This is a genomic window from Cognatiluteimonas telluris, from assembly GCF_011320095.1.
In the GTDB taxonomy this organism is placed as follows: Bacteria; Pseudomonadota; Gammaproteobacteria; order Xanthomonadales; family Xanthomonadaceae; genus Cognatiluteimonas; species Cognatiluteimonas telluris.
The window spans coordinates 58,436-84,537 of record NZ_JAANOY010000008.1 but is presented as its reverse complement, the minus strand read 5'-3'; the positions used below and the strand labels follow the sequence as shown (position 1 = coordinate 84,537).

Below are 26,102 nucleotides of genomic sequence, written 5' to 3'. Positions count from 1 at the left end.
GCCGTCGGCGCCCGGCTGCTGGGCGACGAGCTCGACAGCGTGCCGGTCGAGGTCAGGCGGACCTAGGGCGGACAACGCCGTGTGACGCACGGTCGGCGCGCGGACCAGGAGCCGCGCCCCGACATTAAAAACATTTCATGCGACGGACAGCCTTGCGCAGGCTGCGCGTGGGCAAGGTGGCGGGGAGCTGTCGTCAGCTCCCCATCGACTTCCACCCACGAGGACTTCCATGAAGACCATCCGCATCGCCGTAGCCCTTGCCCTGGCGCTGGGCGCCACCGTCGCGTTCGCCGCGACTCCGGCCACCACCACGACGGCCAAGCCGGCCGCGACCGCGACCACCAAGGCCGCCACCAAGGTGGCCGCCAAGACCGACGCCCATCCGATGGCGAAGGCCACGGTCAAGGCCAAGACCACCGCCAAGGCCAAGGCCAGCGACAGCAAGAAGCCCGGCGACACCGCCAAGAAGAGCTGATACCGGGTTTCCGGTTTCGGCCTGCCTCAGGCCGCTTGCCCCGTCGGCACCCGCCGGCGGGGTATTCTTTTTCCGGTCGAGGAGCACGCATGCGCATCCTGCTGGTCGAGGACGATCCCCATACCGCGGGCTTCATCGCCAAAGGCCTGCGCGAGGACGGGCATAGCGTCGACCATGCCGGCAATGGCCGCGACGGCCTGTTCCTGGCCACCACCGAAACCTACGACGCGATCGTGCTCGACCGCATGCTGCCGCAGGTCGACGGCATGACCGTATTGCGCACCCTGCGCGGCGCCAGCAACCGCACGCCGGCCTTGCTGCTCACCGCGCTGGGCGAAGTGGAGCATCGGGTGGAAGGCCTGCGCGCGGGCGCCGATGATTACCTGGTCAAACCCTTTGCGTATTCAGAACTCAGCGCGCGCCTGGACAGTCTCGCGCGTCGCGGCACCGGCGGCAGCGGCGAACCGACGCGGCTGCGCGTGGACGACCTGGAACTGGACCTGCTCAAGCGCGAAGCCGCGCGCGACGGCCGCAGCATCGAGCTGCAGCCGCGCGAGTTCCGCCTGCTCGAATACCTGATGCGCCAGGCCGGGCGCGTGGTCACCCGCACGATGCTGCTCGAAGCGGTGTGGGACTACCACTTCGACCCGCAGACCAACGTCATCGACGTGCACATCAGCCGCCTGCGGCAGAAGATCGACCACGGCCACGCCACCGCGCTGCTGCATACCGTGCGCGGCGCCGGCTACCGGCTCGGCGACTGAGCCGCGCCGCGGTGATGAACCTGCTCGCGCGCAACCGGTGGCGCTCGACCAGCGCGCGCCTGGCGCTGGCGGTGACCGGCTCGTTCCTGCTCGCGTTCGTGCTGCTCGGTGCCGGCGTGTACTTTGCCGTCTCCACCCTGCTGACCAACGATGCGCGCGAAGTCCTCCGCGCCGACGTCGGCGGCCTGCTGCAGCTGTACCGCACCGAAGGCCGACAGGCGCTGCGCGGGGAAATCGCCGCCCGCGCCGCCTCGCCCGACGACCCGGACGCGGAATACGCGCTTGTCTCCTCCGACGGCCGCATCCTCGCCGGCACGTTTTCGCGCCTGCCTGCGCAGCTGTCGCGCGCGCCGCGCTGGATCGAGCTGCGCGAGCGCGACCTCGGCGACGGAAGCGTCTCGCGCGTGATCGTCAACGTGCAGCAGCTGCGTGACGGCAGCACGCTCGTCACCGGGTTGCGCACCCGCAGCCAGGATCATTTCCTGACCTTGATGCTGCGCACCGCGCTGGCGGGGCTGCTGGTGGCCGCCACGCTGGGGGCCGTGATCGGCGCGCTCACCGCGCACTGGGTCGCCGGCCGCGTGCGCAGCCTGGACGACACCGCCGCGCAGGTCGGCGCCGGCGCACTGACGCTGCGGGCGCGCCTGGACGGCAGCGACGATGCCTTCGACCGCCTGGCGCGCCGCTTCAACGGCATGCTCGACCGCATCGGCGACCTGCTCGATGGCGTGCGCCATGCCACCGACCACATCGCCCACGACCTGCGCACGCCACTCACGCGCCTGCGCAACCGCCTCGACCGCATGCGCCAGCAGGCCGCGCATGAACATCCCGAGCGCACGCGCGCGCTGGACGCGGCGATCGCCGAAACCGACCAGCTGCTGCAATCCTTCGGCGCGCTGCTGCGGTTGGCGCGGATCGAAGCGCAATCGCCGCCGGATACCGACGCCGTGGTCGACCTGCAGCCGCTGGTCGCCGATGCGATCGAGCTGTACGCGCCGATCGCGGCCGAACGCGCGATCGCGCTGGACGCCGACACCATGCCGGCGCAGGTCCGCGGCGATGCCGACCAGCTGTTCCAGTTGCTGGTGAACCTGCTCGACAACGCGATCAAGTTCAGCCCCGCCGGCGGCAGCGTCGCGATCGCCTTGCACCGGCTGGCAGAGGTGGTCGATTTGGAGGTGGCCGACCACGGCGACGGCATTCCGGAGGCCGAGCGAGAGCGTGTCTTCGACCGTTTCGCGCGGCTGGAGGCGCATCGTGCCTCGCCCGGCACCGGCCTGGGCCTGAGCCTGGCGCGGGCGATCGTGCTGCGCCACGAAGGGCGCATCGCGCTGCTGGACAATGCGCCCGGCCTGCGCGTGCGGATCAGCCTGCGCGCTGCCTGAATCGCGTTCGAGCCCACCGGCACGGTTTGCCACCGGTCCGCGGCGCCGATAGATTGGCCGACTCCGCGCGCCCTCCCGGCCGCAATGGACTCTGCCGAGGCCTCTTCGTGCTGCTGATGATCGACAACTACGACAGCTTCACCTGGAACCTCGTCCAGTACCTGCAGACGCTGGGCGCCGAGGTCGAAGTCGTGCGCAACGACGCGCTGTCGGTGGCGCAGATCGCGGCGCTGGCGCCGGAGCGGATCGTGATTTCGCCCGGCCCCTGCACGCCGAGCGAGGCGGGGGTGTCGGTTGACGTGATCCGCGAGCTCGGTGCGCGCACGCCGATCCTGGGCGTGTGCCTGGGACACCAGAGCCTGGGCCAGGCCTACGGCGGCGACGTGGTCCGGGCGAAGACGATCATGCACGGCAAGACCTCGCGGATCCGCCACCGCGGCCAGGGCGTGTTCGCCGGACTGCCGGATGGTTACGAGGCGACGCGCTACCACTCGTTGGTGGTGTCACAGGACACCCTGCCCGATTGCCTGGAAGTCACCGCCTGGACCGATCACGAGGACGGCTCGATCGACGAGGGCAAGTTCGGTGAAATCATGGGCCTGCGCCATCGCGAGCATCCGGTGCAGGGCGTGCAGTTCCATCCCGAGTCGATCCTGACCGAGCATGGACATGCGTTGTTGAAGAATTTCCTGGAGAAATGACGCGCCGCGCGCACACGGTAGGCGCGGCTCCAGCCGCGAGCTCTTACCGCACCGCGATCGAACCGACGAAGCTCGCGGCTGAGGCCGCGCCTACGAAAGCACACAAGCGAGTCCCCATGCCCATCACACCGCAACAGGCGCTGCAGCGCACGATCGAGCATCGCGAGATCTTCCACGACGAGATGGTCGAGCTGATGCGCATGATCATGCGCGGCGAGGTCTCGCCGACGATGACCGCGGCGATCCTGACCGGCCTGCGGGTCAAGAAGGAAACCGTCGGCGAAATCGCCGGTGCCGCCACCGTCCTGCGCGAGTTCGCGCTGCCGGTCGAGGTGTCGGACGCCGATCGCCGCCACCTGGTCGACATCGTCGGCACCGGTGGCGACGGCGCGAACACCTTCAACATCTCCACCGCAGCGATGTTCGTGGCCGCGGCCGCGGGCGCCCGGGTCGCCAAGCACGGCAACCGTGGGGTGTCGTCGAAGTCGGGCAGCGCCGACGTGCTCGAGGCGCTGGGCGCGGCGATCGAACTCACGCCGGAACAGGTATCGCGTTCGATCGCCGAAACCGGCATCGGCTTCATGTACGCGCGCCTGCATCATCCGGCGATGCAGGTGGTGGCGCCGGTCCGCGGCGAGATGGGCGTGCGCACGCTGTTCAACATCCTTGGGCCGCTCACCAATCCGGCGCGCGCGCCGAACATCCTGATGGGCGTGTTCCATCCCGATCTCGTCGGCATCCAGGTCCGCGTGCTGCAGGAGCTCGGCGCCAGGCGCGCGATGGTCGTCTGGGGGCGCGACGGCATGGACGAGATCTCGCTCGGCGCCGCCACCTGCGTCGGCGAACTTCGCGACGGGGTCGTGCGCGAATACGAAATCCACCCCGAGGATTACGGCATCGCGATGGCGGCCAGCCGCAACCTGCGCGTGGCCGACGCCAATGAATCGCGCGCGATGCTGCTGTCGGCGCTGGACGATACGCCAGGGGTCGCGCGCGACGTGGTGGTGCTCAACGCGGGCGCCGCGTTGTATGTCGCCGGCGTCGTGGAATCGATCGATCGCGGCCTGGTGCTGGCACGCGAGACCATCGCCTCGGGTGCGGCGATCGGCAAGCTGGAGGAGTTCGTCGGGGTGACGAAACTGCTCGCGGGCGAGGGTCCGAGCGTATGAGCGCAGCGGCCATGACGGGGGCGTCCACGCCTGGATGCGCCAGCGATCTGAAACCGCGGCATTACACGGTGATCTTGGCTCACGTCGGGCCCGCCTACGCCCACCCACCGGCGGGACCTGCATGAGCGACATCCTCGACGCGATCCTCGCGCGCAAGCGCGAGGAGGTGACGGCGCGCAGTGTCGCCGTGCCGTTGCCGGAAGTACGCGCGCGCGCGCAGGCCGCCAGTGCGCCGCGTGGCTTCGCCAGCGCGATCGCCGATGCGATGGCCGCGGGCCGGCCCGCGGTGATCGCCGAGATCAAGAAGGCCAGTCCTTCGCGCGGCGTGATCCGCGCCGATTTCGATCCCCCGGCCATCGCGCGCAGCTACGCCGCCGCGGGCGCGACCTGCCTGTCGGTGCTGACCGACGTGGATTTCTTCCAGGGCGGCGATCGTTACCTGCAGCAGGCGCGCGCGGCCTGCGCGCTGCCGGTGCTGCGCAAGGACTTCGTCATCGATGCGTGGCAGGTCTACGAGGCGCGCGCGCTCGGTGCCGACTGCATCCTGCTGATCGTCGCCGCGCTGGACGATGCGCGGCTGGTGGACTTCGGCACGCTGGCGATGGACCTGGGCATGGACGTGCTGGTCGAGGTGCACGACATCGACGAGCTCGAGCGCGCGCTGCAGGTTCCCGCGCGGCTGCTGGGGGTCAACAACCGCAACCTGCGCAGCTTCGAGGTGTCGCTGGACACGACGCTGGCGCTGCGCGAGGCGGTGCCGCGCGACCGCATCGCGGTGGCCGAGAGCGGGATCGCCACGCCGGACGACGTGCGGCGCCTGCGCGACGCCGACGTGCACGCATTCCTGGTCGGGGAGACGTTCATGCGCGAAACCGACCCGGGCGTGGCCTTGCGTCGGTTGTTCTTCGCATGAACGCGGCCATCGCATCGCCGGCGGAGGCTCCGCTGGTGGTGTTCGACTTCGACCACACGCTATACGACGGCGATTCGGGCAGCCACCTGTTCGGCTGGCTGCTGCGACGCAGCGCATGGCGCATGGCGCTGGCGTTGCTGGTCGCGCCGTTGGCGGCGCCGCTGATCGCGTACCTGCCCACGCGGCGGCACGGGATTTCGGTGTTCGTGTGGATCGGCAGCGTCGGACTCGATGTCGCCGCCTTCGATGCCATGATCGATCGTTATGTCGACGCGCACCGCGACGCGATCCGCGCGCGGCTGCTGCCGTCCGCGCTGGCCGTGCTGCAACGCCATCGCGCCGCCGGCGACCGCGTGCTGGTGGCCACCGGCGCGCCGCCGGAACTGGCGCGCGCGATCCTCGCCTTCGTCGCCCACGACGACGTGCCCGTGATCGGCACCCGGATCGCGCCGCGCCTCGGCGGGATCGGGCCGGCGCTGCATTGCCACAGCCACGCCAAGATGCGGATGATCCGGGACGCCGGCTACGGCACGATCGACGTTGCCTATTCCGACAGCAGCGCCGACCTGCCGCTGCTGCAGGCGGCGCGCCATCCGGTGGTGGTGAACCCGAAGCACGGGCGCGTGGCGATGTTTCGCCGCGTCCTGCCGGCGGGGACGCCGATCCTCAACTGGGGCTGCGTCGACCGCGCCGGTGATCGGGTGGCCGACGGGCGCCAGTGAGCCGGTGGCGCCGGGTGAGCTTCGCGAATCCGGCGGAGCCGGTGCGCAGGCGGGGCGTGTCGGCGCGATCGGCCGGCGTTCGGTGAACCCCGAGTGCTGCGTGGCAACCCCGTAGCCCGGGTAAGCGAGCGCACCCGGGGCGCGGGAAGACCCACGCTGCGATGGGCGTGATGCCTAGCAGGCGGCGTCCGCAGGCACCGCCCGGTCAGTCCCCCAGCAGCTTGAAGAAATGTCGCGAGCCGTCGGCGTAGCCGCAGTCGTGGTAGAACGCGTGCGCTTCCCCGCGGCGCGGATTGCTGGTGACTTCGATGCGGGCGACCCGCATCCGACGCGCGATGCCTTCGACTTCCCGCAGCAGCCGCCGGCCGACGCCGCGGCGGCCGCAATCGGGCTTGACCACCAGTGCGGTGATCCGCGCCTGGTCGGCGCCGCGGGTCAGTGAATAGCGCAGGTCCATCGCCGCCAGGCCACAGGCGCGGCCGCCGATTTCGGCCAGCAGCAGGTGGTGGCGCGGGTCGCCGAGGATGACGGCGATGCGTTCGGCGGCTTCGTCGCGGCTGCACGGATAGCCAAGGGCATCGAGCAACAAGGCGACGTCGCTGGCGTCGCCGATCGCGGCCGCGCGGACGCGGATGTCAGGGGCAGGAATGCAGTCGGGCGCCTGCGCGCTCGCCATCAACGGGTGCCGTAGAGGACGACCGTCTTGCCGCGGGCATGGAGGACACCGTCGGCCTGCAATTTCTTCAGCACGCGCCCGGCCATCTCGCGCGAGCAGCCGACCAGGCGTGCCAGCTCCTGGCGCGAGACCCGCAATTGCGTGCCCTGGGGATGGCTCATCGCCTCGGGTTCGCGGGTCAGGTCGTGCAGGGTGCGGATGATGCGGTCGGTAACGTCCAGGAACGCCAGGCGGCCGGCCTTGCGGCTGGTATCGAGCAGGCGCCGCGAGAGCTGCGCCCCGATGGCGTAGACGATCTTGGTCGCGTCGCCCGCGAGGGGTCCTTCGAACAGCTGGTACAGCCGCTCGTAGCTGATCTCGCCCAGCTCGCACGCGACCCGGGTGCGAAGGATGACCTCGCGCTTGTCGGACTCGATGAACAGGCCCATCTCGCCGACGAATTCGCCAGAGCCGAAATAGCCCAGGACGAGCTCACGGTCGTCGTCCTCCTCGGTGATGATGCTGACCGAGCCGCTGACCACGTAATAGAGCGTGCCGGCGGGATCCCCCGGCCGGAAGACATCGGTGCGCGCCGGGTAGCGGCGGCGATGGCAGTAGCCGAGGAAACGATCGAGTGCGGCGGCGTCGGGTGCCAGTGGGCTGGCGGGCCGGCGCTGCACGTGCGCGATCACGGGGACGAAGCTGCGGGGAAGGATGGCTTGCATGTGCCGAAGATAGGCCGTTGTGACGCCGGCCGCAATTGCCGATGCCGCCCGGGAGCCCGGGGCCCGGTGGCGATACGCATGCCCCCTCTCCACGGGCGATGCCGCATAATCCCGCTCTTCGCCCGCCGACTGGACCCATCGCCGTGGTCAAACCGCTGCCGCGCCTGAAACTGCAGGGCTTCAACAACCTGACCAAGGCGTTGTCGTTCAACATCTACGACGTCTGCTACGCCGTCTCCGAGGAGCAGCGCCAGCGCTACATCGATTACATCGACGAGGCCTACAACGCCGACCGGCTGACCCAGATCCTGACCGATGTCGCCGAGATCATCGGCGCCAACATCCTCAACATCGCCCGCCAGGATTACGACCCGCAGGGCGCCTCGGTGACGATCCTGATTTCCGAGCAGCCGGTGATCGACCGCGCCGACGCGCGCGGGGTGATCTCCGACGCGGTGGTCGCGCACATGGACAAGTCGCACATCACCGTGCACACCTATCCGGAAACGCATCCCCAGCACGGCATCGCCACCTTCCGCGCCGACATCGACGTCGCCACCTGCGGGGTGATCTCGCCGCTGAAGGCGTTGAACTACCTGATCGAGACGCTGGAATCGGACATCGTGGTGATGGACTACCGGGTGCGCGGCTTCACCCGCGACATCAAGGGCAAGAAGCACTACATCGACCACAAGATCAATTCGATCCAGGAATTCCTGGCCAAGAACATCCGCTCGCGCTACGAGATGTTCGACGTGAACGTCTACCAGGAGAACATCTTCCACACGAAGATGCACCTGAAGGATTTCGACCTGGACAACTACCTGTTCGAGGAAAAGGCCAAGAACCTCTCGTTCAAGGACCGGATGAAGATCGAGGCGCTGCTCAAGCGCGAGATCGAGGAGCTGTTCCACGGCCGCAATTTGGTCGAATGACCAAGTTGCTGCCCGGAGTTCGCGGCGCAAACTTCGGGCCCCGAGTTTTGCTTCCAATTACCCCCGCTGCCGCGCGCCCCTCTTACCGAAAGGGGCTGGGCTCCATGAGCGCCCGTCAGATCCTGTAGGCAACGGTCTTCATCAACTTCGACGCCGCCGCCATCAACGACGGCACCGGCGGCGGCAAGGCCCGCGCACCGCGTGCCTGCGCCTGGTCCGCGTGCCGCGCCTCGTCGGCCTGCATGGTGGCCAGGATGGCGCGGCTGCGGCCGTCGGCTTCGGGCAGCGCCTGCAGGTGCTCGGCGATGTGGGCTTCGACCTGGCGCTCGGTCTCGACCACGAAACCGAGGTTCCAGCCATCGCCGCGCAGCCCGGCCAAGACGCCGATCGCGTAGCTGCCGGCGTACCACAGGGGGTTGAGCAGGCTGGGCCGGCTGTCCAGTTCGCGCAGGCGGTCCGCGCACCAGGCCAGGTGGTCGGTCTCCTCCTGCGCGGCCGCCAGCAGCTGGTCCCGCGTGCGGACGTCGCGGGCGACCGCCGCCTGGCCGACATAGAGCGCCTGCGCGCAGACCTCACCGACGTGGTTGACCCGCATCAGGCCGGCGGCATGGCGGCGCTCGTCCGCGTCCAGCACCACGTCCGGCCGGTCGACGGCGGGATTGGCGCGTTCGGCGCGGGCGCTGCCCAGGATCGTGCCCAGGGCGTTCTGGGCATCCATCAGAAGGCGGTCGACCAGGGTGAAGTCGCGTCCGGGCATGGCGGGGGTCCGGTGGAGGTGGCGGGATTCTGCACCCGTGGGCGTCGCCGCAGGGCGAGGGCGGCGTCCCCCGCGCTGGCAACCGGTCCTCAGGTTGCGGCTGCGCGCCTGCCCGGCTATCATTCCGCTTCTTTGTCCCCGCCGGTCCATGGCGTGGGCCGTCCGAGTTCCACAACGCGAGGCGAAATTCCCCGGGCCTTCCCGGCGGTATCAGCCCGACAAGGTACCCACCGCAGAGCCCCGCATGAAGACTTTCACTGCCAAGAACGAGACCGTCCAGCGCGACTGGTACGTCGTCGATGCCGAGGGCAAGACCCTGGGCCGCCTCGCCTCCGAGCTCGCCCGCCGCCTGCGCGGCAAGCACAAGCCCGTGTTCACCCCCCACGTCGATACCGGCGACTACCTCGTCGTGATCAACGCCGAGAAGATCGCGGTGACCGGCAACAAGCTGCAGGACAAGATGTACTACCGGTTCACCGGCTACGTCGGCAACCTGAAGTCCGAGAACCTGACCCAGGCGCTGCAGCGCCATCCCGAGCGCGTGCTCGAGATCGCGGTCAAGGGCATGCTGCCGAAGAACCCGCTGGGCCGCGCGATGTACCGCAAGCTCAAGGTCTACGCAGGCCCGAACCATCCGCACGCTTCCCAGCAGCCGCAGCCGCTCGAGATCTGAAGACCATGGCAATCACACAGAATTACGGCACCGGCCGCCGCAAGTCCTCCACTGCCCGCGTGTTCCTGCGCAAGGGCGACGGCAAGATCACCATCAACGAGCGCAGCATCGAAGACTTCTTCGGCCGCGAAACCGCGCGCATGATCGTGCGCCAGCCGCTGGAGCTGACCAAGTCGACCGACAAGTTCGACGTGCTGGTCACGGTCGAGGGCGGTGGCAACACTGGCCAGGCTGGCGCCATCCGCCTGGGCATCGCCCGCGCGCTGGTCGAATACGACGAGTCGCTCAAGGGCGAGCTGCGCAAGGCCGGGTTCATGACCCGCGATGCGCGCGAAGTCGAGCGCAAGAAGGTCGGCCTGCACAAGGCACGCCGCGCCACGCAGTTCTCCAAGCGTTAATCCAGTTGTTCGCCGGCGCCCGGCCGCCGGCGCTACAATCGAGTCCATAGCCCCGTCGCCAAGCGGTAAGGCACCTGACTCTGACTCAGGCATTCGGAGGTTCGAATCCTTCCGGGGCTGCCAATTCGCAACACCGCAGAAGCCCGCCTCGCGCGGGTTTCTGCTTTGCGGGGCGGATGAAGCCGCCGCCGCGCAGGAGCCTGCCATGGTCGCCCGCCTGGATGCGCCGTTGACGCCAGCCTCGGCACTGCTGCCGCGGATGCGCGAGCGCGGTTACGCGGTGCTGGGGCCCGATGCCGTGGCGCAGGCCTGTCGCGTCGACATCGGCGCGCTCGATGCGCTGGTGCCCAGCTGGGACGACCTCGCGCCCGACGCCTATCTCAAGGATGGCGGCAACTACCGCAAGCGCCGGCATGCCTGTTTCGTCCTCGAAGACGGCCGCGTGGCCCAGGCGCCGCATCGGGCGCACTGGCAGTCGCTGGACTACAACGCCCTGCATGGCGGCATGCAGCGCTGGTTCGAGCCGATCAGCGCGCAGGTGGTCGCGCAGCCGGCGTGGTCGCGGTTGTTGCAGGGCCTGGCCACGCAGTTCTCGCAGCTGCGCCCCGAGCGCACCTGGTATGTCGAGGCGCACCAGTTCCGGATCGATACCAGCGACGGCATCGGCCGCCCCACGCCGGAGGGCGCGCATCGCGACGGCGTGGATTTCGTCGCGGTGTTCCTGGTGCGCCGCGAGGGCATCAAGGGCGGCGAGACGCGCGTGTTCGAGGCCGAGGGTCCCAATGGCCAGCGCTTCACCTTGTCGCAGCCATGGTCGCTGCTGCTGCTCGACGACGCCCGCGTGATCCACGAATCCACGCCGATCCAGCCGCTTGCCGACGCCGGACATCGCGACACGCTGGTGCTGACCTATCGCGCCGGCGGTTTCCAGGGCGACGCCTAACGCCGGCGGCGCGGGGCGCACGCGTACAATCCGCGGCCTGTCACTGCACGGGCCATGCGCATGAAACTGGGGTCACTCAAGGAAGGCGGCCGCGATGGCACGCTCATCGTCGTCTCGCGCGACCTCGCGCGCGCGGTGCGCGCCACCGGCATCGCGCCCACGCTGCAGCGCGCGCTGGAAGACTGGTCGAATGTCGCCCCGCGCCTGAATGCCCTGTCCGACGCGCTCAATGGCGGCAGCGCCGACGGCGCCTTCGATGTCGACGTCGCCCAGCTGGCGGCGCCGTTGCCGCGCGCCTATGAGTTCGTCGACGGCAGCGCCTACCTGCCGCACGTGGCCCGCGTGCGTCGCGCCCGCGGCGCCGAGGTGCCGGAGAGCTTCTACACCGATCCCTTGATGTACCAGGCGACCAGCGCCGGCTTCAATGGTCCGCGCGATCCGGTGCGGGTGGTCGACGAGGCCTACGGCATCGACCTGGAAGCCGAGATCGTCGTCGTCACCGACGACGTGCCGATGGCGGTGACGCCGGAACAGGCGGCGGCGCACATCCAGCTGGTCGGCCTGGTCAACGACGTCTCGCTGCGCAACCTGATCCCGGGCGAACTGGCCAAGGGCTTCGGCTTCCTGCAGTCCAAGCCGCGTTCGACCCTGTCGCCGGTGTTCGTCACCCCCGACGAGCTTGGCCACGCCTGGCGCGGCAACAAGCTGCACCTGCCGCTGACCACGCACATCAACGGCGAATGGTTCGGCGCGCCGGAAGCGGGCGTGGACATGCAGTTCGACTTCGCGCAGCTGGTGGCGCACGCGGCGAAGACGCGGCCGCTGTCTGCCGGCACCATCGTCGGTTCCGGCACCATCGCCAACGAGGACACCAGCAAGGGCGCCTCTTGCTTTGCCGAAAAGCGCACGGTGGAAACGCTCGAGCATGGCAAGCCGCTGACGCCGTTCCTGTCCTTCGGCGACCTGGTGCGCATCGAAATGCTCGCCGCCAGCGGGGAAAGCCTGTTCGGGGCGATCGAGCAACGGATCGAGCGCCAGGTCGCGCCGTGATGCCCGGGCCCCGGCCGATGGCACCGGCGCGCGACTTGGCGCGACAGGCGGTCTGTTCCGGCCCGGCGGCAGCGGCTAAGGTGCAGGACACCGGCGCTGAATGCGCGCGCAGGCAGGGGAGCCGAGGGTGGCGGCATCGATGAGCGAGCGGCTTTGCCTGTTTTCCTATTGGCGCTCCAGCGCGGCCTACCGGGTGCGCATCGGGCTCAATCTCAAGGGCCTGTCCTACGAGATCGCGCCGGTGCACCTGCTGCGTGACGGCGGCGAGCAGCACAGCGAGCAGTTCCGCCAGCACAACCCGCAGCAGCTGGTGCCGGTGCTGCAACACGGCCACCGCATGCTGCGGCAGTCGCTGTCGATCCTCGAATACCTGGATGAAATGTGGCCCGAACCGGCGCTGCTGCCGGCCACGGCGCGCGATCGCCAGCGCGTCCGCGCACTGGCGCAGCTGGTGGCTTGCGACATCCACCCGCTGAACAACCTGCGCGTGCTGCAGTATTTCGAGCGCGACTGGGGGGTGCCGCAACCCGAACGCGATGTCTGGGTCCGGCACTGGATGGTCGAAGGCTTCGCGGCGTTCGAGGCGCTGTTGCAGGACCACCCATCCACCGGCGCGTTCTGCGATGGCCACATGCCGACGATCGCCGACTGCTGCCTGATCCCGCAGATATACAACGCGCGCCGGTTTTCCATCGACCTTTCGCCGTACCCGACCCTGTTGCGGATCGAGGAGTCCTGCCAGGCGCTGCCGGCGTTCGACGCCGCGCGGCCGGAGCGGCAGCCCGACGCCCCCGGGGCCTGAGTAGCGCGGTTGCCCGGGCGGTTATCGGGTAGGAGCGGCTTGAGCCGCGAGCTTTGCGGCGATGCCGTTCTGTGAAGATTCGGGCTGGCTCTGCGCGCGTTTGCGAAGGGCTCGCGGCTGGAGCCGGTCCAACGGAAAGCGTCAGTGCGCGCTGGACACGCCGCCGAACACGTCGGCGTAGGGATCGTGCTCGCCGCTGGAGCCTTCGGACAGGCGGAACTTCAACGCCAGCCCGTCGCGCGAGTCGGCCGCGCGCAGGGCTTCCTCGCGTTCGACCCGGCCTTCCTTGTACAGCCGGAACAGGCACTGGTCGAAGCTTTCCATGCCCGATTCCAGCGACTCCTCCATCGCCTGCTTGATCTCGTGGATCTGCCCGCGGCGCAGCAGGTCGCGGATCATCGGGGTGTTGATCAGCACCTCGGACGCCGGGATGCGGCGGCCGTCGACACCGACCACCAGGCGCTGGGAGATCACCGCCTTCAGGTTCAGCGCCAGGTTCATCAGGATGTTCTTGTGCGCCGACTCGTTGAAGAAATTGAGGATGCGCTCGATGGTCTGGTCGGCGTTGTTGGAGTGCAGCGTCGCCAGGCAGATGTGGCCGGTCTCGGCGAAGGCGATCGCCGCCTCCATGGTCTCGGCGTCCAGGATCTCGCCGATCAGGATCACGTCCGGCGCCTCGCGCATGGCGTTCTTCAGCGCATTATGGAAGGCGTGGGTATCGATGCCGACTTCACGCTGGTTGACGATCGACTGCTTGTGCTTGTGCAGGTATTCGATCGGATCCTCGATGGTGAGGATGTGGCCCGACGTGGTGCTGTTGCGGTAGTCGATCATCGACGCCAGCGTGGTCGACTTGCCCGAGCCGGTGGATCCCACCAGCAGCACCAGCCCGCGCGGGGCCATGATGATTTCCTTCAGCACCTGCGGCAGCTGCAGTTCCTCGATCGAGGGGATCACGCTGCGGATCGCACGGATCACCATGCCCACTTCGCCGCGCTGCTTGAAGATGTTGACGCGGAAGCGGCCGGCGTCCTGCAGCGCCAGCGCCATGTTCAGCTCCAGGTCGCGCTCGAACATCGGCACCTGGCCTTCGTCCATCAGCGAATAGGCGATTTTCTTCACCATCCCGGTCGGAAGCCCGGTGCTGCCCAGCGGGTGCAGCTTGCCTTCGACCTTGATGTACACCGGCGCACCGGTGGTGAGGAACATGTCGGAGGCATTCTTCTCCGTCATCAGCTTCAGGAAATAGCCGATATCCATCACACGCTCCCGGAAAATCGCGCCGCCATTGCGGTCGACGCACAAGCTGATGAAAATGACCGCGCGACGCCCCTCCGGCCACACGGCACCCCGATGAATCGAAGCTTCGCACAATTCTTCCGCAGCGGGCATGCGAACGCGCGACGGCTTGCGCGTTCGATGGCCTGCGTCACATGCGCGTCGGTGCTGGGCGCCTGCGCGACCCTGCCGCCGCCCACGGCCGAGCTGGCCCAGGCGCAGCAGGCCGTGAGCCAGGCCAACGATGCCGACGCCGACCAGTATGCCGCCGACGCCATCGCCCAGGCCCGCGCCGAACTGGCGCAGGCGCAGGCGGCCATGGCGCGCGGCCGCGACGCCGACGCCCGCGCGGCGGCCATTGCCGCCAGCGCCGATGGCGAGTTCGCGCTGGCCAGCAGCAATGCGGCAAAAACCCGCGCCAGCTACGCGCAGAAGCGCAATGAACTGGTCGAGCTCGGTCAGCGCCTGCAGATGCAGGACGACCTGCCAGCGGCATCGGCGCTGGATATTCCAGTTTCCGCGCCCCCACCGGCGGTCCCCGGCAAGCTCGTCGATGCCGGCGCTGCGCTGGCCGCACGCCTGCAGAAGCTGGACAGCGATCCGCGCCTGAACACTTTCGCCGCGTACGAGCGCCTGCGCGCGCACCAGGCGCTCGACGCCCTGGCCAGCGCACGCGCCCGCGACCAGGCCGGGCAGGCCCGCCTGGCCGAGCGCCGGGTGGCGATTGCCGAACTCGCCGCCCGCACCCAGGCCACCGGCCAGCAACTCGACCGCCTGGAGCGCGTGCGCAGCGAATGGCTGGTCGAAGCCAGCCGCCAGGAAGCCGAACGGGCTCGCCAGGAGGCCGAACGGCTGCGCGTCCAGGCCCAGGTCCAGGCTGAGGAAGCCCAGCGCCTGCGCGAGCAGGCCGACGCCGATGCGGCCGCGCGCGAACAGGCCGAGGCGGTGGTCGATTCGGTCGGCGCGCAGGCCGCGGCCAAGCTCAAGGCGGCCCGGGAAAAGGAGGCCGCCCTGGCCCGGCAGGAAGCCGCGTTGATGGCCGGCAGCCAGGCCGACAAGGCCAAGACGGCTGCCGGAAAAGCCAACCCCGCGAAGAAGAAAGGCAAGTAAAACAAAGGCTTGTCCGCCAGCGCCGGATGGCCCCCCGGTCCGGGCAGGATACCTCGACGATGTCGCGAAACCGGGCAGGAAGTCCCTTGCCGGCGGCAGGCGGCAGGAGTAGGGTCAAGGTCCAGGCGATGCGAATTCCTGCACCGCCTGGTCACTGGGCCCTGCCGATGACCGACCCGTTCGACCCCTCTCCGGAACACGCCGCCGCAAGCTCCATCCGCGCGCAGGCCTCCCGGGGATGCGCGCCCGCCGGCAGGCTGGCCCAGGTCCGCAACCCCGTGCTCCACCCCAACGCCCCATGGCCGACTCGACGAGTCATCCGCCCGGGGCGTTGCTTCATGTGCTGAAGGAGGATTCCATGTTCGAAGGGCAACCGCAGACGGAAGTCGAGGCATTGATCCAGGGCAATTCCGAGTTCAAGCAGCTCTACCAGCGCCACAAGCAGCTCGACAAGCAGGTGCTGGATGCCGAACTGGGCGTCCTGCCGGTCGACGACCTGAGGCTGACCCAGATGAAACGCGAGAAGCTCGCGGCCAAGGATCGGCTGACCCGCCTGTACGACGTCCTGCACCACTGACGCCCCTTCCCTAGTCGCGGGCGGCGGCGGCCTCCTCGTCGGTCGCCGCCGCCCGCGGTCTGTATGAAAGACACCACGGGACGCAGGTGACCGGGATCGGTCGATCACCTGCGTCCCTTTTTCGTTCCCGCATTCGCGCGCCCGCGGCTGACGTGCCACCACGTTCCAGCCGATAATTCCCGGATCGCCGCCCGCGGCCCACCGGATTTCCCATGCCGATCCATGCCTCCGTGCTCGCCCTGGTCGGCGACACGCCGATCGTCCAGGCCCAGCACCTCGATACCGGCCCCTGCACGCTGTTCCTCAAGCTCGAAAGCCAGAACCCCGGCGGCTCGATCAAGGACCGCATCGGCCTGTCGATGATCGAGGCGGCCGAGAAGCGCGGCGACATCCAGCCCGGCGACACCCTGGTCGAAGGCACCGCCGGCAACACCGGCATCGGACTGGCGCTGGTCGCGCAGCAGAAGGGCTACAAGCTCATCCTCGTCGTCCCCGACAAGATGAGCCGCGAGAAGATCTTCAACCTCAAGGCGATGGGCGCGCAGGTGGTGCTGACGCGCTCGGACGTCGCCAAGGGCCATCCGGACTACTACCAGGACCTGGCCGCGCGCATCGCGCAGGAAACGCCCGGCGCCTACTTCATCAACCAGTTCGGCAACCCCGACAATCCCGCGGCGCACGAATTCGGCACCGGTCCGGAAATCCTGCGGCAGATGGACGGCGACCTGGACGCGATCGTGTTCGGCTGCGGCAGCAGCGGCACCATGACCGGGCTGTCGCGTTGCTTCGCGACGCACTCGCCGAAGACCGAGTTGATCCTCGCCGATCCGGTCGGTTCGATCCTGGCCGAATACATCAACGACGGCACCCTGAGCGAAAAGTCCGCAAGCTGGATGGTCGAAGGCATCGGCGAGGATTTCCTGCCCCCGATCTCGGATTTCTCGCGGGTCAAGCAGGCTTACGCCATCACCGACAAGGAAAGCTTCCTCACCGCGCGCGAACTGCTGGAGAAGGAAGGCATCCTCGGCGGCTCGTCGACCGGAACCCTGCTGGCCGCCGCGCTGAAATACTGCCGCGCGCAGACCACGCCCAAGCGCGTGCTGGTGTTCGTCTGCGACACCGGCAACAAATACCTGTCGAAGATGTACAACGACTACTGGATGCTGGACAACGGCTTCCTCGAACGCGAGCAGCACGGCGACCTGCGCGACCTGATCCTGCGCCCGTTCTCGCAGCGCGACACCGTCGTCGTCGGCCCCAACGACCTGCTGGTGACCGCCTACCAGCGCATGAAGCTGTACGACGTCTCGCAGCTGCCGGTGATGGAAGGCGACGCACTGGTCGGCATCGTCGACGAGTCCGACGTGCTGCTGCATGTCTATGGCGACGAGGCGCGCTTCCGCGACCCGGTGTCCACCGCGATGGTCAGCAAGCTCGACCGGCTGGACGTGAAGTCGCCGATCGAGGCGCTGCTGCCGGTGTTCGATCGCGGCCACGTCGCGATCGTCACCGACGGGGCGCAATTCCTCGGCCTGATCACGCGCATCGACCTGCTGAATTACCTGCGCAGGCGCGTGCAGTAACCGGGCCCGCGGCGCGCCGATGGTAGAATTTCCCTCGTATTTTCAAGGTCCTGAACAGATGAACGACTCCAGCGGCGCCGGCTCGAAGACCCCGCGCCCGGGCCTGGGCACGCTCGCGATCCACGGCGGCCAGTCGGTCGATCCCTCGACCGGCGCGGTGATGGTGCCGATCTACGCCACCAGCACCTACGCCCAGTCCAGCCCCGGCGTGCACCAAGGCTTCGAGTATTCGCGCACCCACAATCCGACCCGCTTTGCCTACGAGCGCTGCGTCGCCGAACTCGAGGGCGGCCGCCGCGGCTTCGCCTTCGCCTCGGGACTGGCGGCCACCGCGACCCTGCTCGAGCTGCTCGACAGCGGCGACCACGTGGTCGCGATGGATGACGTCTACGGCGGCAGCTACCGCCTGTTCGAGCGCGTGCGCCGGCGCAGCGCGGGGCTGGATTTCAGCTTCGTCGACCTGACCGATCCGCAGGCATTCGAAGCCGCGATCAAGCCCAACACGAAGCTGGTCTGGATCGAGACCCCGACCAACCCGACCCTCAAGATCGTCGACATCCGCGCGATCAGCGACATCGCGCGCAAGCGCGGCCTGCGCGTGGTGGTCGACAACACCTTCGCCTCGCCGATCCTGCAGCGCCCGCTCGAACACGGCGCGGACCTGGTCGTGCATTCGGCGACCAAATACCTCAACGGCCACTCGGACATGGTCGGCGGCATGGTGGTGGTCGGCGACAACGCCGAACTGGCCGAGCAGCTTGCGTTCCTGCAGAACTCCGTCGGCGCGGTGCAGGGGCCGTTCGACAGCTTCCTCGCCCTGCGCGGCCTGAAGACGCTGCACCTGCGCATGCGCGCGCATTGCGACAACGCGCAGGCGCTGGCGGGATTCCTGCAAACCCATCCGGCGATCGAGAAGGTGGTGTATCCGGGCCTGGAATCGCATCCGCAACACGCCCTGGCGGCGCGGCAGATGGACGGATTCGGCGGCATCGTCTCGATCTGGATCAAGGGCGGCTTCGAGGGCGCCAGGCGCTTCTGCGAGCGCACCGAGCTGTTCACGCTCGCCGAGTCGCTGGGCGGCGTCGAGAGCCTGGTCAACCACCCGGCGGTGATGACCCACGCCTCGGTGCCGGTCGAGCGCCGCGCGGTGCTCGGCATCGACGACAACCTGGTGCGCCTGAGCGTCGGCGTGGAGTCGTTGCAGGACTTGCGCCAGGACCTGCAGTCGGCGCTGGCCTGATGGCGACCGCAGCGGGGGAAGGCTCCCCGTCCGATGCGGCGGGCGCAGCGGGCAACGGCCGCGGGGGGCGCGTGGTGCGGCCGATCTTCATCATCGGTGCGCCGCGGTCGGGGACATCGATCACCACCTGGGCGCTCGGCCAGCATCCGAACATCCAGTCCATGCCGGAGACCGCGTGGATCGCCAGCCTCGCGGTCGGCAGCGTGCTCTCGCACGCCAAGGGATCCGAGCGCGGGCGCTACTCGCACCTGTCGAACGTCGAATTTCCGCTCGATCGCTTCATGGCCAGGATCGGCGAAGCGGTGGATGCCGTCGTCCATGACGCCTACGCCGACCGGTGCCGACGCGTGTACGGCGAAGCGTCCACGCAGGCTGGCTGGCAGTTGTCGCCCGCGCAGCTGCGCGAACCGATGCACATCCGGCGCCGCGGCGACGATCCGAAGCAACGCTGGATCGATGGCACGCCGATGAACAGTTTTTTCATCGCCGCGCTTGCGAAGCTGTTTCCGCACGCCCGCTTCATCCATAACCTGCGCCGACCCGACGAGGTGGCGACCTCGCTGGAGGGCTTCGACCAGGTCGGTGCCGAGCCGCAATCGCTCAAGCAGGGCCTGGCGACCTGGGTGGCCCATACCGAGAATGCCTGGTATGCCGAGCGCGGGATGGGCCGGGAGCGCGTGTTCCGCCTCGATTTCCACCGCCTCGCGCAGGAACCGGAGGCGCTGTTCCGCGAACTCTGCGGCTTCCTCGACGAGCCCTTCTCGGCCGATTGCCTGTTGCCCCTGCAGCGCAAGGTCAATTCCTCGGAAGTCGACGACAAACGCGCGAAGAACCTCGCCCTGCTCAGGGAGAGCCGGGCTTTCAGCGATGCACAGGCCGTATACGACGCCGTGTCCCAGCGGCCACCCGGCGACGAAACCGAAGCACTCGCCATGCAGGTACTGGAGCAGCGCCTGGCGGATTACTGCCATGGACGTTCGATCGTCTGATCCCACGCGACGGAGACCGGCGTGACCCGCACTGCGATCGTGATCATCGGCATGCACCGTGCCGGCACTTCGGCATTGGCCCGCGTGTGCTCCCTGCGTGGCGCGCGCCTGCCCGAGCACCTGCTGCCGGCCAATGCCGGAAATGCCAGCGGCTACTGGGAGCCCGAGGCTGTGGTGGCGCTCAATACGCGGATCCTGGAGGCGTACGGGCTCACATGGGACGATCCCTGGGCGGCATGGCAGCTTCCGCAAGCGGCGTCCATCGCTGGGCGATTCCAGGACGAAGCGCGTGAACTGGTCGCGCGGGAGTTTGGCGACGCGCCCCTGCTGGTCCTGAAGGATCCCCGCTGCACGTTGCTGCTCGAGTTCTGGGACGGGGCGATGCGGGCAGCGGGAATCAGCCTGCGCCCGGTCGTCATCATGCGCCCCTGGCAGGACGTGGTCGCATCGCTGGCCACCCGTGACGTCACCAGCGCCGCCAGCGCCGGATTGCTGTATGTCGGGCATGCGCTCGCGGCGGCGCGGGCCAGCGCGCGCGGTGCCAGCTTCATCACCTACGCGCAGTTGCTGGCGGATTGGCGTGGGACGACCGACCGTATCGCCGGCGAGCAATCCTTCGCATGGCCAGGCACGGACGCCGGCTCGCAACAGGTCGAGGCATTCCTGCGGTCGCCTGCGCCGCATCGCGCACAGCCCACGTTGCTGGGACCACTGGCGCACTGGGCGGACGAGGTTTGGCAATGGTGCCAGGCCGCGGCCGAAGGGAAGGCGCCTCCGCTGGCGTCATTGGCGGCGGTCAATGATGAATTCGCGGCGGCCGGTGCCATGTTCGCGCCATTGCTGGGCGATCGCGCGCGCCGGCAGCGGGAGACCGAGTCCGAGCGCGACCAGGCGCTGGGCGAACGCAATGCCGCCCTGGAGATCTATTACGACACCGAGGCGCGGCTGGCGCAGACCCAGGCCGACCTCGGCGCGCAGCGCGACCGCGCGCTCGAGCTTTACCAGCAGGCCGATGCCCAGTTGCAACGCACCCAGGACGATTACGTCGCGCGCGACCGCGAGTTGAGCGCGCAGCTGGCGACCGTACTGAACAGCCGCAGTTGGGCATTGACACGGCCGCTGCGGGCGCTGATGCGCTTGTTGCGGCGAGGAGATCCGCTGATCGTCGACGGCATCCTGCGCAACGTCCGCCAGCCGCGCGCCCACGCCGGCCTGCGACGCTTCCTGTCCGCGGAGTTCGGCGAAGCCACCGCGATCGACGTAATCGCGCGCATCGAGCAATTCCACCTGCCGATTCCCGGCCAGCAGCCGGCGGCGATGAAGCAGGTCGATTGCAGCCAGGACGAGGCGGTGGCCTGGGCGCAGGCGATCGCGCTGCGTGCAGGCCAGCGCCCCCGGGCCGATGGCCCCCCCGACGTTTCGATCGTGGTGCCGGTCTACAACCAGGCGCCGTTCACGCTCGCCTGCCTGGACGCGCTGATGGCGCACGCCAGCCGTTACCGCTTCGAGGTGCTTGTCGGCGACGACGGCTCAAGCGATGCGACCGCGGCCGCGCTGTCGGTGCCGATCGCCGGCGTGCGCCACGTCCGCCATGCGCAGAACCTGGGCTTCGTGCGCAACTGCAATGCCACCGCGGCGCACGCGGCAGGTCGCCACGTGTTGTTCCTCAACAACGACACGCTGGTGCTGCCGGGCTGGCTGGACGAGTTGATCGGCACGCTGGACGCCGATCCCGGCATCGGCCTGGTCGGCTCCAAGCTGGTCTACCCCGATGGCCGGATGCAGGAGTGCGGGGCGATCGTCTGGCGCGACGGTTCGGCATGGAATTACGGTCGCCTGGACGACCCGCGACGGCCTGAATTCGGATACCTGCGCGATGTCGACTACATCTCCGGCGCCTCGATCGCGCTGCGCACCGGGTTGTGGACGCAACTTGGCGGCTTCGACGAACTGTTCGTGCCGGCGTATGCCGAGGATGCGGACCTCGCATTCCGCGTCCGTGCGCACGGCCTGCGCACGGTGGTGCAGCCGTTGTCGCAATTGCTGCATTTCGAGGGCGTCACTTCGGGCACGGACCTTGGCGCCGGCGCCAAGGCCTACCAGGTCGACAACCTGCGCAAGCTGCACGCGCGATGGGAAACCACGCTCGCCAGCCACCGCGACAACGCGGTCGAACCGGAGCTGGAAAAGGAGCGCCGCATCGCCCGACGCGCCTTGTTCATCGACCACTGCACGCCGACGCCGGACGAAGACGCCGGCTCGCTGGTCGCCTTCGAGGTGATGCGGGCGTTCCTGTCCAACGGCTACAAGGTCACCTTCATCCCCGAAGACAACTTCGCCCACGTCGGCCGGCATACGCGCGACCTGCAGCGCATGGGCATCGAGGCCATCCACCATCCGGCCTTCGCCAACATGCGGGCGTTCCTGTCCGCGCGCAAAGACCCGTTCGACGTGATCTTCCTGCACCGCTTCGGCGTCGCGGCCAGGCACCTGGATGCATTGCGCCGTGCCTATCCCCGGGCGCGGGTGGTCTTCCTCAATGCCGACCTGCACTACCTGCGCGAGATGCGCCAGGCCGAGCTCGATGCCGACTCCGCCGCAGCAGCGCGCGCGCGGCAGACGCGCGATCGCGAGCTGGCGGTGATCGGCAAGGTCGACGTCGCGCTGGTGCATTCGGACCATGAGCAGGCGCTGCTGCAGCGCGAGCTGCCGGCGTCGCGGATCGTGCTGTTCCCGCTGGTGCACGATCCGGCGGCGCAGGTGGCGCCGCTGTCGGTGCGCGAGGGCGTGTGTTTCGTCGGCGGTTTCCGCCATCCGCCGAATGCCGACGGGATCGCCTGGTTCGTCGCGGCGGTCTGGCCGCTGGTACTTGAACAGGTGCCCGATGCGCGGCTGTACATCGTCGGCAGCCACATGCCTCCGGACGTGCGCGCGCTGGCGCGGACGCGTGGCGTGGAGGCGGTCGGGTTCGTCGACGACCTCGACGGTTTCCTCGATCGCCGCCGCGTCAGCATCGCGCCGCTACGCTACGGCGCGGGTGCGAAGGGCAAGGTCGCCGGCAGCCTCGCGCGCGGCTTGCCGGTGGTATGCACGCCGGTCGCCGCCGAAGGCATGGGGCTGGCGCCGGATCGCGACGTGCTGGTCGGCGACAGCCCACAGGCGCTGGCGCGGCACGTGGTGACCCTGCTCACCGACGATGCGCGCTGGCGGGCGTTGTCCGAGGCAGGCCTGGCCTATGCGCACGAGGTGACCTCGCGTGCCAGCGCCCATCGCCGCATGCGCGAACTGCTCGGCCACGGCCAGCCGGCAGGCGCCCGGGAAACACCGTAGGGCGGGACCCATCGTGAAGTCGAATCCGGCGACGCGCGTGGGAAGGCGCGACCGACGCTAGGCCCGGGTCGCCTTCACCGCTTTTGGAATCGACAGTTGCCCCAGCGGTTCGGGCTGCTGGCGACTGGCGATCTCGAACCGCAATCCCGCGCGCACCCAGTCCGGCGCCTGCCATGCGCCCGCGCGCTCGATGCTGTTGCGCACCAGTTGCCGGGTGCCATCCGGACCTTCGACGAAGAGCTGCAGGTCGTTCGGTGCATCGGCGTAGTTCCACAGCAGGTGCCCGATCGACAACGAGCCAGGCGCCGCCGGCAACCACCACATCCCGCTGCGCGAGTGCACGAGGTTGCGGATCTCCGCCGAAGGTCCCTGTGGCGCGATGCTGGCCTCGTAGGCATCGATGACGTCGACATCGCCGGCCATGCGGATGCGGCCATGCTCCAGCCAGATCGCCTTGTTGGCGATCCGCCGCAACAGGCCGGTGCTGTGCGAGGCAAGCACGATGATCGTCGAGGCATGCAGGAAATCGGTCATGCGCGCGATGATCTTTTCCTGGAACCCGGCGTCGCCGGCCCCGATCCACTCGTCCATCACCAGGATGTCGTTGCTGAACGCGGTGGTCGCGGCGAAGGCCAGCCGCATCGCCATGCCCTGCGAATAGGTCTGCAACGGCATGTCCAGGTACGGCCCGAGGCCGGTGAACTCGGCGATTTCCGGCATCGCCGCTTCGATCTGCGCGCGCGTGCGGCCGGCCATCATCCCCTTGAGCACGAGGTTGCGGTAGCCGGAGGCTTCGTGGCGGAAGCCCAGCGACATGTTGAAGATGCCCGAGACGTGGCCGCTGCTGCGCACGATGCCCTGGGTGGGGTGGTAGATGCCTGCCAGCGCGCGCAGCAGGGTCGACTTGCCGCTGCCGTTGTGTCCGACCAGCGCCAGACGGTCGCCCTTGCCGAGCTCGAAACAGACATCGTCGATCGCGCGCACGAACGACCTGCCGCGGGCGTTGTGGATGGTGCCGCCCAGCGGCGACGCGCCGGGCGCCTGGGCGCGTGCCTGGCCCCTGCGTTGGACCGCGAGCGGGAAGTCGATCGACAGGTGCTCGGCGCTCAGGAACATGCTCAGACCCAGTGCGCGACGTGCTTGCGCGTGGTGGCGTAGACGACGGCACCGATGACCAGCCCGGCGGCGTTGATCGCCAGCACGACCAGCCAGCTTTCGTAGGGAATGCGGTTGTACATCAGCGGCTCGCGCACGATGGCGATGAAGTGCGCGATCGGGTTCAGGTGCGCCAGCAGTGCCAGACGCCCACTGGTCGAAGGCATCCACAGGATCGGCGTGGCGAAGAAAATCAGCCGCATCGAAGTCTGCACCGTGTGGTAGAGGTCGCGATAACGCGCGCACAGCGGCGCGAAGATCGCCCCCAGCCACAGCGAGGACAGGACGTACACCGCCAATGCCGGGATCGCCGTCAGGCTGCCCCAGGTCCAGGGCGTGGTCTTCCATGCCAGCGAGGCGATCATCACTAGCAGGATCAGCGCGAAGGCCACCCAGTTGCGGAACACCGTCTGCAGCAGGAACACCGGATACGGCGTCGAGGTGCCCAGGATCCAGGGTCGCGAATGCATGTACGCGGTACACGCATCCACGACCATGGCATTGACGTAGGACCACAGGCCGAAGCCCAGGGTGACGTAGATCCCGAATTCCGCCGCCGGGACCCTGGTCAGCTGGCCGAACACGAAGACCTTCACCCCGACGAACAGGGCGAAGGAGGTGAAGATCCATGTCAGCCCGAGCGCGGTCCGGCGATAGCGGTCCCGCAGGTCCTCCAACGCAAGGTTGGTCCACAGCGGCAGCAGCCGTAACGACTTCGACCAATCCTGGACGGCGGCGGCGAACTGGGTCATCAACACACGGCGCAAAACAAGGCGCGGGACTGTAACAGGCAGGGGCTATACTCGAAAGTGGCGCAGGGCTCAGGCCTGCCTGGCATGCCGCCGGCGGCGACCGCTGCGGGCCCGCGGCGCGTCCTCCCAGACTTGGAAACCTACCCCGGAGCGGGCGTGGCGACGACGCGCAAGTGGCTGCTGGTCTTCAACTGCACCAACATCGGCCTGGCCAACTGCATGCAGCTGCAGGCCCCGGAACTGGAGGTCGAATCGGTCGATTTCGGCCGCTTCCAGAAGGATTTCGGCGGCTACAAGCGGCGCCTGGCCGATTTCGACCTGATCCTGACCGCACCGCACTTCGTGCGCAACGCCAAGGTGGATTTCGCCAGCGTCGGCCGGGTCAGGACACTGCCGGTGCCGTATTTCGACGCCTACCATCCCGACCTGTGCTACCTCGACGGTTCCGCCGGGGAAGTGGTGAAGGGAGTGATGGGCGACTACCACTCCAAGCTGATCACCGCGGCGTGGAAAAAGGGCATCCCGCGCAGGCAGGTGCGCGGGCTGTTCGATCCGCGTCGCTACGAGGACTTCGGCTATTTCGAGCGCTGGGAGCCTGCCAAGCAGCGGCTGCTGGCGGGATTCGACGATGCCGGCCTGGACACCGGCCGGTATTTCCGCGGCTGGTCGCTGCGGCGGCCGTTCATGCATTCGGTCAACCATCCGGCAATCGATGTCGTCAGCGACATCGCCCGCAGCGTCCTGGATTGCGAAGGCGTACCGACGGTACCGGGCGCGCTGGTACCGCACGACAACCTGATGAACGGACCGATTTTCCCTGTCTACGACGAGATCGCCGAACCCCTGGGCGTGCCGGGCTCCTACCAGTTCAAGCTGCCGACGCAGTACCGCTGCATCGGGCTGCAGGCGTTCATCGATGCCAGCTACGACCTGCTCGAAAGCCGGTCCCGGAAGGAAGTGCAGCCACACAAGATGCATCGCGCGTCGCTCGAGCGCGTGCTCGAGGCGCTATGAGGGC

General features: G+C 68.6%; 26 protein-coding genes and 1 tRNA gene. 21 read left to right on the top strand and 6 right to left on the bottom strand.

Features of this window, described 5'->3' with window-relative positions; translation table 11 throughout:
- The first annotated feature begins 229 nt into the window (after positions 1-229).
- From G7B67_RS06740 to G7B67_RS06710, 7 genes are all read left to right on the top strand, one after another.
- Positions 230-475: an acid-shock protein gene (locus G7B67_RS06740; RefSeq protein WP_166209852.1), complete on the top strand. Its 246-nt coding sequence runs from the start codon at positions 230-232 to the stop codon at positions 473-475.
- A gap of 89 nt (positions 476-564) precedes the next feature.
- Positions 565-1,239: a response regulator transcription factor gene (locus tag G7B67_RS06735; protein WP_166209849.1), complete on the top strand. Its 675-nt coding sequence runs from the start codon at positions 565-567 to the stop codon at positions 1,237-1,239.
- Between the two features lie 14 nt (positions 1,240-1,253).
- Positions 1,254-2,627, top strand: a complete 1,374-nt coding sequence (locus tag G7B67_RS06730) for a sensor histidine kinase (RefSeq protein ID WP_166209846.1) — start codon at positions 1,254-1,256, stop codon at positions 2,625-2,627.
- 107 nt (positions 2,628-2,734) lie between these two features.
- Positions 2,735-3,328 carry an anthranilate synthase component II gene (locus G7B67_RS06725; RefSeq protein WP_166209843.1) on the top strand — a complete coding sequence of 198 codons (594 nt, stop codon included), beginning with the start codon at positions 2,735-2,737 and terminating at the stop codon, positions 3,326-3,328.
- A gap of 116 nt (positions 3,329-3,444) precedes the next feature.
- Positions 3,445-4,497, top strand: a complete 1,053-nt coding sequence (trpD, locus tag G7B67_RS06720) for an anthranilate phosphoribosyltransferase (protein ID WP_166209840.1) — start codon at positions 3,445-3,447, stop codon at positions 4,495-4,497.
- Positions 4,498-4,618: 121 nt separating this feature from the next.
- Complete coding sequence (gene trpC / locus G7B67_RS06715) at positions 4,619-5,410, top strand: indole-3-glycerol phosphate synthase TrpC (protein ID WP_166209837.1); 792 nt, start codon at positions 4,619-4,621, stop codon at positions 5,408-5,410.
- On the top strand, positions 5,407-6,132 hold the full coding sequence (locus G7B67_RS06710; RefSeq protein ID WP_166209834.1) for a haloacid dehalogenase-like hydrolase: 726 nt from the start codon (positions 5,407-5,409) through the stop codon (positions 6,130-6,132). The genes trpC and G7B67_RS06710 overlap by 4 nt, the downstream gene beginning before the upstream one ends.
- Positions 6,133-6,337: 205 nt before the next feature.
- On the opposite strand, the gene G7B67_RS06705 is transcribed toward G7B67_RS06710, so the two are convergent.
- Both G7B67_RS06705 and crp read right to left on the bottom strand, forming a co-directional pair.
- Positions 6,338-6,808: a GNAT family N-acetyltransferase gene (locus tag G7B67_RS06705; RefSeq protein WP_166209831.1), complete on the bottom strand. Its 471-nt coding sequence runs from the start codon at positions 6,806-6,808 to the stop codon at positions 6,338-6,340.
- Entirely contained in the window at positions 6,808-7,512 is a 705-nt protein-coding gene (gene crp, locus G7B67_RS06700; protein WP_166209828.1) for a cAMP-activated global transcriptional regulator CRP, read from the bottom strand. Before crp ends, G7B67_RS06705 begins: the two co-directional genes overlap by 1 nt.
- Positions 7,513-7,655: 143 nt before the next feature.
- On the opposite strand from crp, the gene speD reads away from it, so the two are divergent.
- Positions 7,656-8,447: an adenosylmethionine decarboxylase gene (speD, locus tag G7B67_RS06695; protein WP_166209825.1), complete on the top strand. Its 792-nt coding sequence runs from the start codon at positions 7,656-7,658 to the stop codon at positions 8,445-8,447.
- Between the two features lie 115 nt (positions 8,448-8,562).
- On the opposite strand, the gene coq7 is transcribed toward speD, so the two are convergent.
- Positions 8,563-9,204 (bottom strand): 2-polyprenyl-3-methyl-6-methoxy-1,4-benzoquinone monooxygenase, encoded by a 642-nt coding sequence (gene coq7, locus G7B67_RS06690; protein ID WP_166209822.1) that lies wholly within the window; start codon positions 9,202-9,204, stop codon positions 8,563-8,565.
- A 244-nt stretch (positions 9,205-9,448) separates the two neighbouring features.
- Here coq7 and rplM point away from each other — a divergent pair, with 244 nt between their 5' ends.
- The 6 genes from rplM (at position 9,449) to maiA (ending at position 13,070) form a co-directional block, all read left to right on the top strand.
- A complete protein-coding gene (gene rplM / locus G7B67_RS06685; protein WP_166209819.1) occupies positions 9,449-9,877 on the top strand; it encodes a 50S ribosomal protein L13 in 429 nt (142 codons plus the stop codon).
- Between the two features lie 5 nt (positions 9,878-9,882).
- The gene (rpsI, locus tag G7B67_RS06680; RefSeq protein WP_166209817.1) at positions 9,883-10,275 is read left to right on the top strand and encodes a 30S ribosomal protein S9; all 393 of its coding nucleotides are present in this window, start codon (positions 9,883-9,885) and stop codon (positions 10,273-10,275) included.
- Positions 10,276-10,323: 48 nt separating this feature from the next.
- Positions 10,324-10,398: transfer RNA gene (locus G7B67_RS06675), tRNA-Gln, on the top strand.
- Positions 10,399-10,480: 82 nt separating this feature from the next.
- The gene (locus tag G7B67_RS06670; RefSeq protein WP_207780883.1) at positions 10,481-11,218 is read left to right on the top strand and encodes a 2OG-Fe dioxygenase family protein; all 738 of its coding nucleotides are present in this window, start codon (positions 10,481-10,483) and stop codon (positions 11,216-11,218) included.
- Positions 11,219-11,278: 60 nt separating this feature from the next.
- Positions 11,279-12,268, top strand: a complete 990-nt coding sequence (locus tag G7B67_RS06665; RefSeq protein WP_166209814.1) for a fumarylacetoacetate hydrolase family protein — start codon at positions 11,279-11,281, stop codon at positions 12,266-12,268.
- A 139-nt stretch (positions 12,269-12,407) separates the two neighbouring features.
- Complete coding sequence (gene maiA, locus G7B67_RS06660) at positions 12,408-13,070, top strand: maleylacetoacetate isomerase (RefSeq protein ID WP_166209811.1); 663 nt, start codon at positions 12,408-12,410, stop codon at positions 13,068-13,070.
- Positions 13,071-13,211: 141 nt separating this feature from the next.
- Here the strand turns inward: maiA and G7B67_RS06655 are convergent, their stop codons facing one another.
- A complete protein-coding gene (locus tag G7B67_RS06655) occupies positions 13,212-14,330 on the bottom strand; it encodes a PilT/PilU family type 4a pilus ATPase (protein WP_166209808.1) in 1,119 nt (372 codons plus the stop codon).
- Positions 14,331-14,423: 93 nt separating this feature from the next.
- On the opposite strand from G7B67_RS06655, the gene G7B67_RS06650 reads away from it, so the two are divergent.
- The 6 genes from G7B67_RS06650 (at position 14,424) to G7B67_RS06625 (ending at position 23,177) form a co-directional block, all read left to right on the top strand.
- A complete protein-coding gene (locus G7B67_RS06650) occupies positions 14,424-15,458 on the top strand; it encodes a DUF4398 domain-containing protein (protein WP_166209805.1) in 1,035 nt (344 codons plus the stop codon).
- Positions 15,459-15,816: 358 nt separating this feature from the next.
- Positions 15,817-16,035 (top strand): HP1242/YdcH family protein, encoded by a 219-nt coding sequence (locus tag G7B67_RS06645; protein WP_166209802.1) that lies wholly within the window; start codon positions 15,817-15,819, stop codon positions 16,033-16,035.
- 212 nt (positions 16,036-16,247) lie between these two features.
- A complete protein-coding gene (locus G7B67_RS06640) occupies positions 16,248-17,618 on the top strand; it encodes a pyridoxal-phosphate dependent enzyme (protein ID WP_166209799.1) in 1,371 nt (456 codons plus the stop codon).
- Between the two features lie 58 nt (positions 17,619-17,676).
- Positions 17,677-18,858, top strand: coding sequence for a cystathionine gamma-synthase (locus G7B67_RS06635; RefSeq protein WP_166209796.1), 1,182 nt, complete (start codon positions 17,677-17,679; stop codon positions 18,856-18,858).
- Positions 18,858-19,847 (top strand): sulfotransferase family protein, encoded by a 990-nt coding sequence (locus tag G7B67_RS06630; RefSeq protein ID WP_166209793.1) that lies wholly within the window; start codon positions 18,858-18,860, stop codon positions 19,845-19,847. Before G7B67_RS06635 ends, G7B67_RS06630 begins: the two co-directional genes overlap by 1 nt.
- A gap of 21 nt (positions 19,848-19,868) precedes the next feature.
- A complete protein-coding gene (locus G7B67_RS06625) occupies positions 19,869-23,177 on the top strand; it encodes a glycosyltransferase (protein WP_166209790.1) in 3,309 nt (1,102 codons plus the stop codon).
- A gap of 57 nt (positions 23,178-23,234) precedes the next feature.
- Here G7B67_RS06625 and G7B67_RS06620 read toward each other — a convergent pair whose 3' ends face one another.
- On the bottom strand, positions 23,235-24,293 hold the full coding sequence (locus G7B67_RS06620) for an ABC transporter ATP-binding protein (RefSeq protein ID WP_166209787.1): 1,059 nt from the start codon (positions 24,291-24,293) through the stop codon (positions 23,235-23,237).
- A gap of 2 nt (positions 24,294-24,295) precedes the next feature.
- Positions 24,296-25,084: an ABC transporter permease gene (locus G7B67_RS06615; protein WP_166209784.1), complete on the bottom strand. Its 789-nt coding sequence runs from the start codon at positions 25,082-25,084 to the stop codon at positions 24,296-24,298.
- A gap of 156 nt (positions 25,085-25,240) precedes the next feature.
- Here G7B67_RS06615 and G7B67_RS06610 point away from each other — a divergent pair, with 156 nt between their 5' ends.
- Positions 25,241-26,098, top strand: a complete 858-nt coding sequence (locus G7B67_RS06610; protein ID WP_166209781.1) for a WcbI family polysaccharide biosynthesis putative acetyltransferase — start codon at positions 25,241-25,243, stop codon at positions 26,096-26,098.
- Positions 26,099-26,102: the final 4 nt, after the last annotated feature.

What these genes read in the sequence shown, in the direction of transcription:
- G7B67_RS06740 (WP_166209852.1), top strand. Translation starts at nt 230, where the DNA reads ATGAAGACCATCCGCATCGCCGTAGCCCTTGCCCTGGCGCTGGGCGCC.
- G7B67_RS06735 (WP_166209849.1), top strand. Translation starts at nt 565, where the DNA reads ATGCGCATCCTGCTGGTCGAGGACGATCCCCATACCGCGGGCTTCATC.
- G7B67_RS06730 (WP_166209846.1), top strand. Translation starts at nt 1,254, where the DNA reads ATGAACCTGCTCGCGCGCAACCGGTGGCGCTCGACCAGCGCGCGCCTG.
- trpD (WP_166209840.1), top strand. Translation starts at nt 3,445, where the DNA reads ATGCCCATCACACCGCAACAGGCGCTGCAGCGCACGATCGAGCATCGC.
- trpC (WP_166209837.1), top strand. Translation starts at nt 4,619, where the DNA reads ATGAGCGACATCCTCGACGCGATCCTCGCGCGCAAGCGCGAGGAGGTG.
- G7B67_RS06710 (WP_166209834.1), top strand. Translation starts at nt 5,407, where the DNA reads ATGAACGCGGCCATCGCATCGCCGGCGGAGGCTCCGCTGGTGGTGTTC.
- G7B67_RS06705 (WP_166209831.1), bottom strand. Translation starts at nt 6,808, where the DNA reads ATGGCGAGCGCGCAGGCGCCCGACTGCATTCCTGCCCCTGACATCCGC.
- crp (WP_166209828.1), bottom strand. Translation starts at nt 7,512, where the DNA reads ATGCAAGCCATCCTTCCCCGCAGCTTCGTCCCCGTGATCGCGCACGTG.
- coq7 (WP_166209822.1), bottom strand. Translation starts at nt 9,204, where the DNA reads ATGCCCGGACGCGACTTCACCCTGGTCGACCGCCTTCTGATGGATGCC.
- rplM (WP_166209819.1), top strand. Translation starts at nt 9,449, where the DNA reads ATGAAGACTTTCACTGCCAAGAACGAGACCGTCCAGCGCGACTGGTAC.
- rpsI (WP_166209817.1), top strand. Translation starts at nt 9,883, where the DNA reads ATGGCAATCACACAGAATTACGGCACCGGCCGCCGCAAGTCCTCCACT.
- G7B67_RS06670 (WP_207780883.1), top strand. Translation starts at nt 10,481, where the DNA reads ATGGTCGCCCGCCTGGATGCGCCGTTGACGCCAGCCTCGGCACTGCTG.
- G7B67_RS06665 (WP_166209814.1), top strand. Translation starts at nt 11,279, where the DNA reads ATGAAACTGGGGTCACTCAAGGAAGGCGGCCGCGATGGCACGCTCATC.
- maiA (WP_166209811.1), top strand. Translation starts at nt 12,408, where the DNA reads ATGAGCGAGCGGCTTTGCCTGTTTTCCTATTGGCGCTCCAGCGCGGCC.
- G7B67_RS06655 (WP_166209808.1), bottom strand. Translation starts at nt 14,330, where the DNA reads ATGGATATCGGCTATTTCCTGAAGCTGATGACGGAGAAGAATGCCTCC.
- G7B67_RS06650 (WP_166209805.1), top strand. Translation starts at nt 14,424, where the DNA reads ATGAATCGAAGCTTCGCACAATTCTTCCGCAGCGGGCATGCGAACGCG.
- G7B67_RS06645 (WP_166209802.1), top strand. Translation starts at nt 15,817, where the DNA reads ATGTTCGAAGGGCAACCGCAGACGGAAGTCGAGGCATTGATCCAGGGC.
- G7B67_RS06640 (WP_166209799.1), top strand. Translation starts at nt 16,248, where the DNA reads ATGCCGATCCATGCCTCCGTGCTCGCCCTGGTCGGCGACACGCCGATC.
- G7B67_RS06635 (WP_166209796.1), top strand. Translation starts at nt 17,677, where the DNA reads ATGAACGACTCCAGCGGCGCCGGCTCGAAGACCCCGCGCCCGGGCCTG.
- G7B67_RS06630 (WP_166209793.1), top strand. Translation starts at nt 18,858, where the DNA reads ATGGCGACCGCAGCGGGGGAAGGCTCCCCGTCCGATGCGGCGGGCGCA.
- G7B67_RS06620 (WP_166209787.1), bottom strand. Translation starts at nt 24,293, where the DNA reads ATGTTCCTGAGCGCCGAGCACCTGTCGATCGACTTCCCGCTCGCGGTC.
- G7B67_RS06615 (WP_166209784.1), bottom strand. Translation starts at nt 25,084, where the DNA reads ATGACCCAGTTCGCCGCCGCCGTCCAGGATTGGTCGAAGTCGTTACGG.